General features: G+C 67.0%; 16 protein-coding genes. All 16 read left to right on the top strand.

Going from position 1 to position 11,411, the window contains the following annotated elements; genetic code table 11:
* Window positions 1–1,422 (top strand): CoA-acylating methylmalonate-semialdehyde dehydrogenase (locus H0T81_RS12605; protein WP_294013804.1); only part of this gene is annotated, 1,422 nt, incomplete at its 5' end.
* A gap of 52 nt (window positions 1,423–1,474) precedes the next feature.
* Window positions 1,475–1,990 (top strand): hypothetical protein, encoded by a 516-nt coding sequence (locus tag H0T81_RS12600; protein ID WP_294013800.1) that lies wholly within the window; start codon window positions 1,475–1,477, stop codon window positions 1,988–1,990.
* Complete coding sequence (locus H0T81_RS12595; protein WP_294013798.1) at window positions 1,974–2,486, top strand: hypothetical protein; 513 nt, start codon at window positions 1,974–1,976, stop codon at window positions 2,484–2,486. Before H0T81_RS12600 ends, H0T81_RS12595 begins: the two co-directional genes overlap by 17 nt.
* Window positions 2,487–2,550: 64 nt before the next feature.
* The gene (locus tag H0T81_RS12590; protein ID WP_294013796.1) at window positions 2,551–3,708 is read left to right on the top strand and encodes an acyl-CoA dehydrogenase family protein; all 1,158 of its coding nucleotides are present in this window, start codon (window positions 2,551–2,553) and stop codon (window positions 3,706–3,708) included.
* Between the two features lie 14 nt (window positions 3,709–3,722).
* Complete coding sequence (locus H0T81_RS12585; protein ID WP_294013807.1) at window positions 3,723–4,781, top strand: enoyl-CoA hydratase/isomerase family protein; 1,059 nt, start codon at window positions 3,723–3,725, stop codon at window positions 4,779–4,781.
* Window positions 4,778–5,554, top strand: coding sequence for an enoyl-CoA hydratase (locus tag H0T81_RS12580; protein ID WP_294013793.1), 777 nt, complete (start codon window positions 4,778–4,780; stop codon window positions 5,552–5,554). The genes H0T81_RS12585 and H0T81_RS12580 overlap by 4 nt, the downstream gene beginning before the upstream one ends.
* Entirely contained in the window at window positions 5,551–5,805 is a 255-nt protein-coding gene (locus H0T81_RS12575; protein ID WP_294013790.1) for a hypothetical protein, read from the top strand. The genes H0T81_RS12580 and H0T81_RS12575 overlap by 4 nt, the downstream gene beginning before the upstream one ends.
* Window positions 5,805–6,713: a 3-hydroxyisobutyrate dehydrogenase gene (mmsB, locus tag H0T81_RS12570; protein ID WP_294013787.1), complete on the top strand. Its 909-nt coding sequence runs from the start codon at window positions 5,805–5,807 to the stop codon at window positions 6,711–6,713. The genes H0T81_RS12575 and mmsB overlap by 1 nt, the downstream gene beginning before the upstream one ends.
* A gap of 11 nt (window positions 6,714–6,724) precedes the next feature.
* Complete coding sequence (locus H0T81_RS12565) at window positions 6,725–7,288, top strand: cytochrome c (RefSeq protein WP_294013785.1); 564 nt, start codon at window positions 6,725–6,727, stop codon at window positions 7,286–7,288.
* Entirely contained in the window at window positions 7,269–7,973 is a 705-nt protein-coding gene (locus H0T81_RS12560) for a cytochrome b/b6 domain-containing protein (RefSeq protein WP_294013782.1), read from the top strand. Before H0T81_RS12565 ends, H0T81_RS12560 begins: the two co-directional genes overlap by 20 nt.
* Before the next feature lie 31 nt (window positions 7,974–8,004).
* On the top strand, window positions 8,005–8,577 hold the full coding sequence (locus tag H0T81_RS12555) for a NifU family protein (RefSeq protein ID WP_294013780.1): 573 nt from the start codon (window positions 8,005–8,007) through the stop codon (window positions 8,575–8,577).
* A 73-nt stretch (window positions 8,578–8,650) separates the two neighbouring features.
* On the top strand, window positions 8,651–9,262 hold the full coding sequence (gene tsaB / locus H0T81_RS12550; protein ID WP_294013778.1) for a tRNA (adenosine(37)-N6)-threonylcarbamoyltransferase complex dimerization subunit type 1 TsaB: 612 nt from the start codon (window positions 8,651–8,653) through the stop codon (window positions 9,260–9,262).
* The gene (gene rimI / locus H0T81_RS12545) at window positions 9,262–9,747 is read left to right on the top strand and encodes a ribosomal protein S18-alanine N-acetyltransferase (protein WP_294013776.1); all 486 of its coding nucleotides are present in this window, start codon (window positions 9,262–9,264) and stop codon (window positions 9,745–9,747) included. Before tsaB ends, rimI begins: the two co-directional genes overlap by 1 nt.
* A gap of 115 nt (window positions 9,748–9,862) precedes the next feature.
* Entirely contained in the window at window positions 9,863–10,291 is a 429-nt protein-coding gene (locus H0T81_RS12540; RefSeq protein ID WP_294013774.1) for a MucR family transcriptional regulator, read from the top strand.
* Between the two features lie 76 nt (window positions 10,292–10,367).
* Window positions 10,368–10,790: a Fur family transcriptional regulator gene (locus tag H0T81_RS12535; RefSeq protein ID WP_294013772.1), complete on the top strand. Its 423-nt coding sequence runs from the start codon at window positions 10,368–10,370 to the stop codon at window positions 10,788–10,790.
* Window position 10,791: 1 nt separating this feature from the next.
* Window positions 10,792–11,411 (top strand): lysophospholipid acyltransferase family protein (locus tag H0T81_RS12530; protein WP_294013769.1); only part of this gene is annotated, 620 nt, incomplete at its 3' end.

The raw sequence follows: 11,411 nt of genomic DNA, 5'->3' as shown, positions 1-11,411 counted from the left end.
GGCGAGGTCCGCTCGAAGGTCGCGCTGGCGAGCGCCGAGGAATTGCGCGCCGCCGTCGAGAACGCCAAGGCTGCGCAGCCGGCCTGGGCCGCCGTCAATCCCCAGCGCCGCGCGCGGGTGATGTTCGCCTTCAAGGCGCTGGTCGAGGCCCGAATGGACGAGCTCGCCGAGATCCTGTCGTCCGAGCACGGCAAGGTGATCGCCGACGCCAAGGGCGACATCCAGCGCGGGCTCGAGGTGATCGAGTTCGCCTGCGGCATCCCGCACGCCCTCAAAGGCGAGTATACGGTCGGCGCGGGGCCCGGCATCGACGTCTATTCGATGCGCCAGCCGCTCGGTATCGTCGCCGGAATCACCCCGTTCAACTTCCCCGCGATGATCCCGATGTGGATGTTCGGGGTCGCGATCGCCTGCGGCAACGCCTTCATCCTCAAGCCCTCCGAGCGCGACCCGACCGTCCCGGTGAAGCTCGCTGAGCTGATGAAGGAAGCCGGCCTTCCCGACGGCATCCTCAACGTCGTTCACGGTGACAAGGAGATGGTCGACGCGATCCTCGACCATGACGACATCAAGGCGATCAGCTTCGTCGGCAGCAGCGACATCGCCCATTACATCTACTCGCGCGGCACCGCGAACGGGAAGCGGGTGCAGGCGTTCGGCGGCGCCAAGAACCACGGCATCGTCATGCCCGACGCCGACCTCGACCAGGTGGTCAACGACCTGGCCGGGGCGGCGTTCGGCTCGGCCGGCGAGCGCTGCATGGCGCTGCCGGTGGTGGTTCCGGTCGGCGACAAGACCGCCGACGCATTGCGCGAAAAGCTGGTCCCGGCGATCGAGGGCCTGCGGGTCGGAGTGTCGACGGACCCGGACGCGCATTACGGCCCGGTGGTCAACGCCGCGCACAAGGAGCGGATCGAGAACTACATCCAGATGTGCGTTGACGAGGGCGGCGAGCTGGTCGTCGACGGCCGCGGCTTCACCCTCCAGGGCCACGAGCAGGGCTGGTTCATCGGGCCGACCTTCTTCGACCGGGTGAAGCCCCACTTCCGCTCCTACCAGGAGGAGATTTTCGGCCCCGTGTTGCAGATGGTCCGCGCCGCGAGCTTCGACGAGGCGGTGCGACTGCCCTCCGACCACCAGTACGGCAACGGCGTTGCCATCTTCACCCGCAACGGCCACGCGGCGCGCGAATTCGCGGCTCGGGTCAATGTCGGCATGGTCGGAGTCAATGTGCCGATCCCGGTGCCGGTCGCCTATCACACGTTCGGCGGCTGGAAGCGCAGCGGCTTCGGCGACATCAACCAGCACGGCATGGAGGGCGTCCGCTTCTGGACCAAGACCAAGACCGTCACCCAGCGATGGCCCGACGGTTTTGCCGAAGCGCCCAACAAGGATGCGTTCGTCATTCCGACCATGGGGTGATCGCGCGGAGGCCGCGGCCGCGTCCAAATCCGCCGTTGCGCGTTCTGCACGCATGAAATTTGTCCAGACTGGCCTGCTCGCCGTCGCTTTCGCCATGGCCGGGTGCGGCGGCAATGACCCGGTGGCCAAGGAAGCCGAGAACACGGCCGGCCTGCCGTCCGTCGACAATGTCGCCGGCGGGCGCGACGGCGCGCCGAGCGCCGACGGTGCGCCGCCTCCCAATGGGGCTGCGGCGCCGGCCGCGACTACGGTCAATCAGGCTCCGGCCGCTTCGATTCCGGCCGCCCTTCAGGGGCGCTGGGGCATGGCTCCGGCCGACTGCACCACGAAGCGCGGCGACGCCAAGGGGCTCCTGATCGTCGGCGCCAACGGGCTCCGATTCTATGAATCAAGGGCTGTTCCGGTGAGCAATGTCGAAGTCAGCGATGACTCGATCGGAGCCGATTTCGCTTTTGCCGGCGAAGGGCAGACCTGGACCAAGTTTCAGACGCTGACGCTCGAGAAGGACAAGCTGGTGCGCACCGAAAGCAGTCCGATGGCGAGCTTCACCTATGTACGCTGCGACTAGGATTCTCCTGCTTCTGGGCGGGTTGGCGCTGGCCGCGTGCGGGGATTCACAGCAGGCCGGGAACGAACCGGCCGCCGCTGGCGCGAAGGCGGACATCGAGACCCTGCCGCCCGATGAAAGCATCGCCACCCCGTCGGAGGATCTTGTCGATGGAGCGATCGACAAGCCGCTTGCGAAGACCAGCGCCTCCGCCGCCGGCCGCTTGCCGCCGGCGCTTTACGGGCGCTGGGGACTGACCCCGGCCGATTGCGCGTCGGACCAACCCAACCGCGGGGTGATGACCATCGCCGCCAACGGCGTTCGCTTCTTCAACAGCCTGGCGAAGCCGACCGGCACCGCCACGTCCGGGCCGAACGGAGTGCGCGGCGAATTCGCCTTCTTCGGCGAGGCCGGCCGCACGTGGACCGGTCCGCTCAGCCTGACGGTGCAGGACAACAAGCTGACTCGAATCGACAGCGAAGCGGACTCGCGCCAGGTTTACACGCGCTGCATGTGACCGCTGACTGACCGCTGTCTGGGGGCTGGCCGACGCGGGGCACGCAAGCTAGAGGCGCTGGGCGATGTCCCAGTTCGACCTCACCGACGACCAGCTGCAGATCCAGGACATGGCGCGCAAGTTCACCGCCGACGCGATCGCCCCGTTCGCGGCGGAGTGGGACGAAAAGCACGTCTTCCCGCGCGATACGATCCGCGAGGCGGCCGAGCTGGGCTTCGGGGCGATTTACGTCAGCGAGGAGTCGGGCGGGATCGGCCTTGGCCGGCTCGAGGCGGCGCTAATCATGGAGGCGATGGCCTACGGCTGCCCGTCGACCAGCGCCTTCATCTCGATCCACAACATGGCCGCCTGGATGATCGACCGCTACGGGTCGGACGAGGTCAAGCAAAAATACCTGCCCTCGATGATCCCGATGGAGCGGATGGGCAGCTATTGCCTGACCGAGCCGTCGTCGGGCTCCGATGCCGCGGCGCTCAAGACGAAAGCTGTGCGAGCCAATGATTCAAAGCGGGGCGACCATTATGTCGTCTCCGGCTCCAAGGCGTTCATCTCGGGCGCCGGCGAGAACGAGCTATACGTGACGATGGTCCGCACCGGCGAGGAGGGCCCCAAGGGCATTTCCTGCCTGGTGATCGAAAAGGACACGAAGGGTGTCAGTTTCGGCGGCCAGGAGAAGAAGCTGGGCTGGCACTCGCAACCGACTGCGCAGGTCAATTTCGACGAGGTCCGGGTCCCGGTCGCAAATCGGGTCGGAGCGGAGGGCGAAGGCTTCCGGATCGCCATGGCGGGACTCGACGGCGGCCGCCTCAATATCGGCGCCTGCTCGCTGGGCGGCGGCCAACGCTGCCTCGACGAGGCGATCCGCTACACCAAGGAGCGCAAGCAGTTCGACACTCCAATCGCCGATTTCCAGGCGACCCAGTTCACGCTCGCCGACATGGAGACCGAGCTCCAGGCGGCGCGCTATCTGCTCTATGTCGCGGCCGCCAAGGTCACCGCCAACGCTCCCGACAAGACGCGCTTCGCGGCGATGGCCAAGCGCCTCGCGACCGATACCGGCTCGTCGGTCGTCGACCGGGCGCTGCAGCTGCACGGGGGCTACGGCTATCTGATGGACTATCCGATCGAGCGCTTCTGGCGCGACCTTCGGGTCCATTCGATCCTCGAGGGCACCAACCAGATCATGCGGGTGATCGTCAGCCGGGACCTGCTGCGCCAGTGAGCGATGCCATCGTGATTTCGGATGATGTGCTGGTTTCGGCGGAGGCCGGGATCGGGCGCATCCGCTTGAACCGCCCGCAGGCGATCCACGCGCTGACCCGCGAGATGTGCGACACCATGTCGCAAGCCCTGCTCGACTGGCGCGCGGACCCGACAATCGAGGTCGTCGTCATCGATCACGCCGAAGGCCGCGGTTTTTGCGCCGGCGGCGACGTCGTCATGCTTGCCAGGAGCGGAGCCGCCGGCGACGACCAGGCGGCCGCGTTTTTCCACAGCGAATATCGGCTCAACCATCTGCTGTTCACCTATCCCAAGCCGACGATCGCCTTGATGGACGGCATCACCATGGGAGGCGGCGTCGGCATCGCGCTGCCATGCACCTATCGAATCGCGACCGAGAACACTCGCCTGGCGATGCCGGAGACCGGCATCGGCCTGTTCCCCGACGTCGGCGGCGGCTGGTATCTTTCGCGCCTGCCGGGCCGAGTCGGACAATTCATGGTGCTGACGGGGGCTCGGCTCGACGGCGCGGAATGCCATTATCTCGGCCTCGCCACGCATTACCTGCCGCAATCGTCGCTCGCGGAACTGGTCGATCGGATCGCCAAGATGCCGTCGCGCCTCGCCGGCGCGCTGGGCGCCGAATCCGCCACTGCTCCCGAGGCCAAGATTGCCGCGAACCAGGGCCCGATCGCGCGGACCTTCGCCTCCGACCGGCTCGAGGGAATCGAGGCGGCCCTCGAAGCCGAGGACAGCGACTGGGCGCGGTCCGAGCTGGCGACGATTCGAGTCAAGAGCCCGCTGTCCTGCAAGGTTTCGCTGCGGTTGCTCGCCGAAGGCGCGACGCGCGGCAGCTTCACCGATGAGATGGCGGCCGAATATGCGCTCGCCACTCGCGTCGTGCGCACCCACGACTTTCGCGAAGGCGTGCGGGCGCTGCTCATCGACAAGGACAACGAGCCGCAATGGGATCCGCCGACCCCCGAGGAGGTCACCGACGAGACGCTCGACGAACTGTTCGCACCGCTCCCCGAAAAGGAACGATGGACGCCATTTCCGGAGACCGGTGAATGACCGAGTACAATACCATTCTGGTCGAGCAACGCGATGCGGTGACGCTGGTCACGCTCAACCGCCCGCAGGCGCTCAACGCCCTCAACAACGAGGTCCTGGACGAGCTGATCGCGGCGTTCGCAACCTATGAGGCGGACCCGTCGCAGCGCTGCCTTGTCCTGACCGGCTCGGAGAAAGCGTTCGCGGCCGGCGCCGACATCAAGGAGATGCAGAGCCAGGGTTTCGCCGACATGTATTCGGCCAATCACTTCGGCGGCTGGGAGCAGGTCACCGCCACCCGCAAGCCGTGGATCGCCGCGGTTGCCGGCTTCGCGCTCGGCGGCGGGTGCGAAGTGGCGATGATGGCCGACTTCATCATCGCCGCCGACACCGCCAAGTTCGGCCAGCCGGAGATCAAGCTTGCAGTGACTCCCGGGATGGGCGGGTCGCAGCGCCTGACTCGGGCGGTCGGCAAGGCCAAGGCGATGGAGATGTGCCTGACCGGGCGGATGATGGATGCTGCCGAGGCCGAGCGCTCGGGCCTGGTCGCGAGGGTCGTCCCGGCCGCGGATCTGGTCGACGAAGCGATGAAGATCGCGGCGCAAATCGCGTCGATGGCGCCGCTGGCGGCGATCGCCGTCAAGGAAATGGTCGACGCCGCGTTCGAAATGCCGCTCGGCCAGGGAATCCGCTTCGAGCGGCGGCTGTTCCACGGACTGTTCGGGACGCAGGACCAAAAGGAAGGGATGGCCGCCTTCGTCGAAAAGCGCCCCGGGAAATGGAAGAGGAGATGACTCTCGCGCTGATACTTTTCGTTGGTGGGCTTCTCCAGACCACCTACGCCGTATGGGCTATCCGCACGGATGATGCGAAAAAGAACATCAATCTAATCGAAGCTGCCGTGCACAAGGTGGCCGGTAGCGAGCCTCTTCCAAAGAGTCGTCTCGGATTAGCATTTGATCGCTCGATGGAGTGGGCAGTCCTGCTGTTGGGGCTGGTGTTTCTCGCTTTCGGGTCACTCTTATTGTGGGCGGAGATTTTTTGATGGCGAAAATAGCCTTCATCGGTCTTGGCCACATGGGCGGCGGAATGGCGCCCAACCTCGCCAAGGCGGGTCACGACGTGCTCGCATTCGATCTTAGCCAGGAAGCGCTGGATCGCGCTGTCGAGCGCGGCTGCACCGCCGCCGTTTCCGCCGCCGGGGCGTGCAAGGACGTCGAGGCGGTCGTGACGATGCTGCCGGCGGGCAAGCACGTCGCCGAAGTGTACCGGGCATCGGTCTTCGGGGCGGTCCCCAACAGCGCGATCCTGATGGACTGCTCGACCATCGACATCGCCACCGCCCGCTCGATCGAGGAGGAAGCCGCGGCGGCCGGGCTGACGATGGTCGACGCGCCGGTCTCGGGCGGGATAGCGGCGGCCGAGGGCGGCACTTTGACCTTCATGGTCGGCGGCTCCGGCGAAGGTTTCGCGAAGGCCAAGCCGTTTCTCGACAAGATGGGCAAGGCGGTGATCCACGCCGGCGGGCCCGGCTCCGGCCAGGCGGCGAAGATCTGCAACAACATGCTGCTGGGCGCGACCATGGCCGCGACCTGCGAGACGTTCGTGCTGGCGCAAAAGCTCGGCCTCGACCTGCAGACCTTCTTCGACATCGCGTCGAAAGCGTCGGGCCAGAGCTGGTCGATGACCTCTTATTGCCCGGTTCCGGGCGTCGGTCCCGAAACTCCGGCCGACCGCGGCTATGAAGGCGGGTTCGCCGCCGCTCTCATGCTCAAGGACTTGAAGCTGGCGATGGAAGCGGCCGAGCAGGCCGGAGCCTATACGCCGATGGGCGGCGAGGCCGAGGAACTCTACCGCCGATTTGTCGATTTGAGTGGGGGCGGGAAAGACTTTTCCGGAATCATCAAGATGATCGACGACAGCTGGAAGCCGACCGACGGGGACCAAGACTAGATGGAGAAATTATGCGAACCGCTTTGCTTGCCGTCGCCGCCCTTTTACTGCTCGCGGGTTGCCGCGAAGCCGCTGACGACCCGGCAATCAACAAGGCTTCGCCCAAGGACGCCCCCGTTTTCCCGGTAACCGACGACAACCCCGCGGCGAGGACCCCGGCCGCGGCTGCTCCGGCGACGAGGGAGGAAGCGCTCAAGCTGATGCACGAGCGGCACGAGGCGATGGAGGACATCGGCGACGCCACCAAGGCGCTGGGCCGCGAGCTGAAGGCGAGCGCTCCCGACCTGACCGCGGTCCGGACCCACGCCGCGACCATCGCGCGGCTTGCACCGGAGGTCTCGCGGTGGTTCCCAACCGGCACCGGCCCTGACGTCGGCAAGACGCGCGCCAAGCCGGAGATCTGGCAAAAGCCGGAGGATTTCGCGGCCAAGACCCGCGCGTTCCAGGCTGCGGCGCGCTCGTTCGACGCGACCGCCAGGGCTGGCGACGTGGCCGCGATCAAGGCGAGCTTCGGCGAGCTCGGCAAGGCCTGCAAGGCCTGCCACGACCCCTATCGTGCACCCAACGGCCATTGAGGCCGACCAGGCCCGCACGCCGCAGGCGGCACCATTGCTGCCGGTCTGGGACCTGCCGACGCGGCTGTTCCACTGGACGCTCGTCGCCCTGATCGCCTTCAGCTGGTGGACGGCTGAGGAAGGAGAGCTCGAGCTCCACATGTGGTCAGGCTTCGCGATCCTGACCCTGCTGCTGTTCCGGTTGCTGTGGGGTTTCTTCGGAGGCTCGACCGCACGGTTCCGCAATTTCGTGCGCGGCCCGGCAGCGGTGCTCGGCTATCTTCGCGACACCAAAGGCTGGCGGGCCGCCGGCCACACGCCGTTGGGTGCGCTAAGCGTCGTCGCGCTGCTCGGAGCGATCGCGATCCAGGTTGGACTCGGCCTGGTCTCGGTGGACGAAGACGGCCTGAACGAGGGCCCGCTCGCTTATCTTGTCAGTCTCGACCTTTCCGAACAGCTTCGCGACCTTCACGAGGATTTCTTCAACGTGCTGCTAGCGCTGATCGGGCTGCACGTCGCGGCGGTGCTATTCTACCGCCTGGTCATGGGGAAGAAGCTCACCGCCCCGATGATCGTCGGGCGTGGCGTGCTCGAGCCGGGCGTCGAGCCGATGCGCCCCGCTGGCGGCTGGGTGGCGATTGTCTGCCTGCTGGTCGCGCTCGGAGTCACCCGATGGATCGTCGCCGGCGCGCCGCTCGGCACTTGATCGCCCGTGCCGGCGGGGCCACATCACCGTCATGCTGATCCGAACCGAGCAGACGCCCAACCCGGCGACGCGCAAGTTCCTTCCCGGCGAGCCGGTGATGGAAGCGGGCACACGCGACTTCGCCGACCGCGATTCGGCGGAAGCCTCGCCGCTCGCTTCGACCTTGTTCGCGACCGGCAAGGTCGAAGGGGTGTTCTTCGGCCGCGACTTCATTTCCGTCACCGCCGCGCCCGGCATCTCCTGGGATGAGCTCGAGCCGGAGGTGGTCGGCATCCTGCTCGACCATTTCGTCAGCGGCGCGCCCTTGTTCAACGCCGGGACCGCCGCCGGAATCGAGGTCGCCGCAGCGCCCGATTTCGAAGAGGATCCGGCCGATTCCGACATCATCGCGCAGATCCGCGAGCTGATCGAAACGCGGGTCCGCCCGGCGGTCGCCCAGGACGGCGGCGACATCGTCTATCGCGGCTACAAGGACGGCCGTTTGTACCTGGCGATGCAGGGCGCCTGCCAGGGCTGCCCGTCCTCGGAGATGACCCTCAAACGCGGGATCGAGAATCTGATCCGCCATTATGTGCCCGAGGTCGAGACGGTCGAGGCCGTCTGATTGGAGCGACAATTTCGCTTGCCCGTGGAGCGCGGCTGTGGCCCACTCGCCGACGCGCAACCAAGGCGATGCGATGCTGCTTGCGATCGACACTTCGACGGCTGCCTGCACTGCGGCCCTGTTCGACCGGGCGGGCCGCTGCGTCGCGCAACGCGATGAGCTGATCGGCCGCGGCCATGCCGAGCGGCTCGTGCCGATGATCGAGGAGCTTCTCGAGAGGCGATCGGCGCTGCGCATCCTGGTCGGCGTCGGGCCCGGCAGCTTCACCGGGATCCGGGTCGGAATCGCCGCCGCGCAGGGCCTCGCCATCGGCTGGGAGGCCGAACTGTCCGGAATGTCCTCGCTGGCGCTGCTCGCCTGCGGCGCAGCGTCCGGATCTCCGGTCGCTGCGGCGATGCAAGGCGGCCATGGCGAATTGTTCGTCCAGCAATTCGACGGCGAGCCGCTGGCGACCGCGACTCCGCTGCTCAACCTGCCGCCCGACGAGGCGGCCGAGCGGATTACGGCAGAGACGGTCGTCGGTCCGGGGGCGGCCGCCCTGGTCGCCGCTCGCGGCCGCGGCGAGGCGATCGAGATGTGGCCGAGCGCAGCAAATTCGCTGAAGCTTCCGGACGAGCTGCGCTCGCTGCCGCCGCGGCCGCTTTACGCGCGGGCTCCGGATGCTCGTGCCCGGGAGGCGGCGTGATGAGCAGCGTCCCCGCCGCCGAGGCGATCCGGCTGCTCGACGGCAAGTCGACCGATCTCTCCGCCGTGATGACGATCATGAACGGCGCCTTCTCCGAGCGGTACGGTGAAGCCTGGACCCGGTCGCAATGCGCCGGGATCCTGCCGATGGCCGGAGTCTCGCTGGTACTCGCCCAGGACAATGGGCACGAGCAGCCGGTCGGCTTCTCGCTGTTCCGGACGGTCGCCGACGAGGCCGAGCTGCTGCTGCTCGCGGTCGCGCCCGATCACCAGCATCGCGGCGTCGGCCGACTGCTGCTCGAGCAATTCGTCGAGCGGGCGCGCGGCCTCGGAGCGAGCCGGGTTCACCTTGAAGTGCGCGACGGCAATCCCGCGGTGCAGATGTACCGCCGGGCCGGATTCAAGCCCGTCGGCCGGCGGCCGAACTATTACCGGGGAAGCGACGGGCGCCAATACGACGCAATCACGCTCGCTCACGCACTGTAAAAGCCTGACAGTCGGCCAAGGCCTGCATCTATTGCGCCAAGTCAAGTCGCGGCCTAGTGCTGGAACACCTGGCTGCCGAAGCCGCCAGAACTCTGCTCAATCTGGGAAATAACCGATGGTCGACAACGAAGGTGCCGAAGACACTTTACTCGCGCTCACCGCTGACATCGTCGCAGCGCACGTCAGCAACAATAGCGTTGCCGTCAATGACTTGCCGAACCTCATTCAGAATGTTCACGCCGCTCTGAGCACCATTTCCGATAACCGGTCGGCGCCCGAAGCGAAGCCGGAGCCAAAGGTTCCGATCCGCTCTTCGATCAAGCCCGACTACATCGTCTGCCTCGAGGACGGCAAAAGACTGAAGATGCTCAAGCGGCATCTGATGACTCATTATCAAATGACCCCCGACCAGTACCGGCAGAAATGGGGGCTCAACGCCGATTACCCGATGGTCGCGCCCAACTATGCCGAGCAGCGGCGGGCGCTTGCCAAGTCGATCGGCCTTGGAACCAAGCGGCGCAAGACCCGCGGCGCGCGAGGCTAGGCGGGAGACGGGAGCGGCCGGATAACCCGCTCCCCTTTTCTTTGACCGGGCCGCGCCCAGTGCCTAACTAAGCGCCATGCACCGCAACATCGACATCGAAGCCCTGTGCGCCGACAAAGGGCTGCGGATCACCGAGCAGCGCCGAACCATCGCCCGAATCCTGTCCGAAGCCGAGGACCATCCCGACGTCGAAACGCTTCACGAGCGCGCGGCGGCGATCGACCCGAAGATCTCGATCGCAACCGTCTACCGGACGGTGCGGCTGTTCGAGGAGGCGGGGATCCTCGAGCGGCACGAGTTCGGCGACGGCCGCTCGCGCTACGAGGCCGCGTCGGACGCCCACCACGACCATCTGATCGATGTCGAGACCGGCAAGGTCATCGAGTTCGTCGACGAGGAACTGGAAGCGCTGCAGCGGCGAATCGCCGAAAAGCTGGGCTTCCGTCTGGTCGACCATCGGATGGAATTGTACGGCGTCGCGGTCGACCGCGGCCGCTGACATGAGCGCGCGCCTGCGCGTTGCCGCGCGCCTTGCCGGCCTCACCGCTCTGTTCCTCGCCTGCGTCGTCCCGCATTTGCTGTCGAAGCTGGCGCTCGGCCGCTCGCGCGTGCCGCCTTTCTTCCTCGGCGCGGCGGGCTGGATCGCCGGCGCGCGGGTCCGCACCGAGGGCGAGCCGGCGAGGCCGCACAGTCTGCTCGTCGCCAATCATCTGAGCTGGCTCGACATCCTCATTCTCGGCGGCGCGACCGGCTGCGCGTTCGTGTCCAAGGATGCGCTCGGCAACGGCTTCGTCCACTGGCTCGCCGACCAGAACGGCACGCTCTACGTCAAGCGCAGCCACCGCAAGGGCGCAAAGGACCAGGCCGCCGCGATCGCCGCCGCGCTCGAGCGAACGCAGCCCGTGACCCTGTTTCCCGAAGGCACGACCGGCACCGGCGACCGGCTGCTGCCGTTCCGCTCGACGCTGCTCGAGGCGGCGGCGGTGGCGCCCCGCGCCATTACGGTGCGGCCTGTGGCGGTCGATTATGGCGCGGTCGCGAGCGAAATCGCCTGGCATGGCGAACCCGCGCGCGACAATGTGCTGCGGATGCTCGGGCGGCGTGGCGGCCTGCCGGTGAC

It is taken from the genome of Sphingomonas sp., from assembly GCF_013812825.1.
Lineage (GTDB): Bacteria > Pseudomonadota > Alphaproteobacteria > Sphingomonadales > Sphingomonadaceae > Sphingomicrobium.
The sequence above is the reverse complement of the archived record's forward strand: the minus strand, read 5'-3'. Positions and strand labels throughout refer to the sequence as shown.

Excerpts from the sequence above, each read along its gene's own strand:
- H0T81_RS12600 (WP_294013800.1), top strand. The coding sequence starts at position 1,475 with ATGAAATTTGTCCAGACTGGCCTGCTCGCCGTCGCTTTCGCCATGGCC.
- H0T81_RS12595 (WP_294013798.1), top strand. The coding sequence starts at position 1,974 with ATGTACGCTGCGACTAGGATTCTCCTGCTTCTGGGCGGGTTGGCGCTG.
- H0T81_RS12590 (WP_294013796.1), top strand. The coding sequence starts at position 2,551 with ATGTCCCAGTTCGACCTCACCGACGACCAGCTGCAGATCCAGGACATG.
- H0T81_RS12580 (WP_294013793.1), top strand. The coding sequence starts at position 4,778 with ATGACCGAGTACAATACCATTCTGGTCGAGCAACGCGATGCGGTGACG.
- H0T81_RS12575 (WP_294013790.1), top strand. The coding sequence starts at position 5,551 with ATGACTCTCGCGCTGATACTTTTCGTTGGTGGGCTTCTCCAGACCACC.
- mmsB (WP_294013787.1), top strand. The coding sequence starts at position 5,805 with ATGGCGAAAATAGCCTTCATCGGTCTTGGCCACATGGGCGGCGGAATG.
- H0T81_RS12565 (WP_294013785.1), top strand. The coding sequence starts at position 6,725 with ATGCGAACCGCTTTGCTTGCCGTCGCCGCCCTTTTACTGCTCGCGGGT.
- H0T81_RS12555 (WP_294013780.1), top strand. The coding sequence starts at position 8,005 with ATGCTGATCCGAACCGAGCAGACGCCCAACCCGGCGACGCGCAAGTTC.
- tsaB (WP_294013778.1), top strand. The coding sequence starts at position 8,651 with ATGCTGCTTGCGATCGACACTTCGACGGCTGCCTGCACTGCGGCCCTG.
- rimI (WP_294013776.1), top strand. The coding sequence starts at position 9,262 with ATGAGCAGCGTCCCCGCCGCCGAGGCGATCCGGCTGCTCGACGGCAAG.
- H0T81_RS12540 (WP_294013774.1), top strand. The coding sequence starts at position 9,863 with ATGGTCGACAACGAAGGTGCCGAAGACACTTTACTCGCGCTCACCGCT.
- H0T81_RS12535 (WP_294013772.1), top strand. The coding sequence starts at position 10,368 with ATGCACCGCAACATCGACATCGAAGCCCTGTGCGCCGACAAAGGGCTG.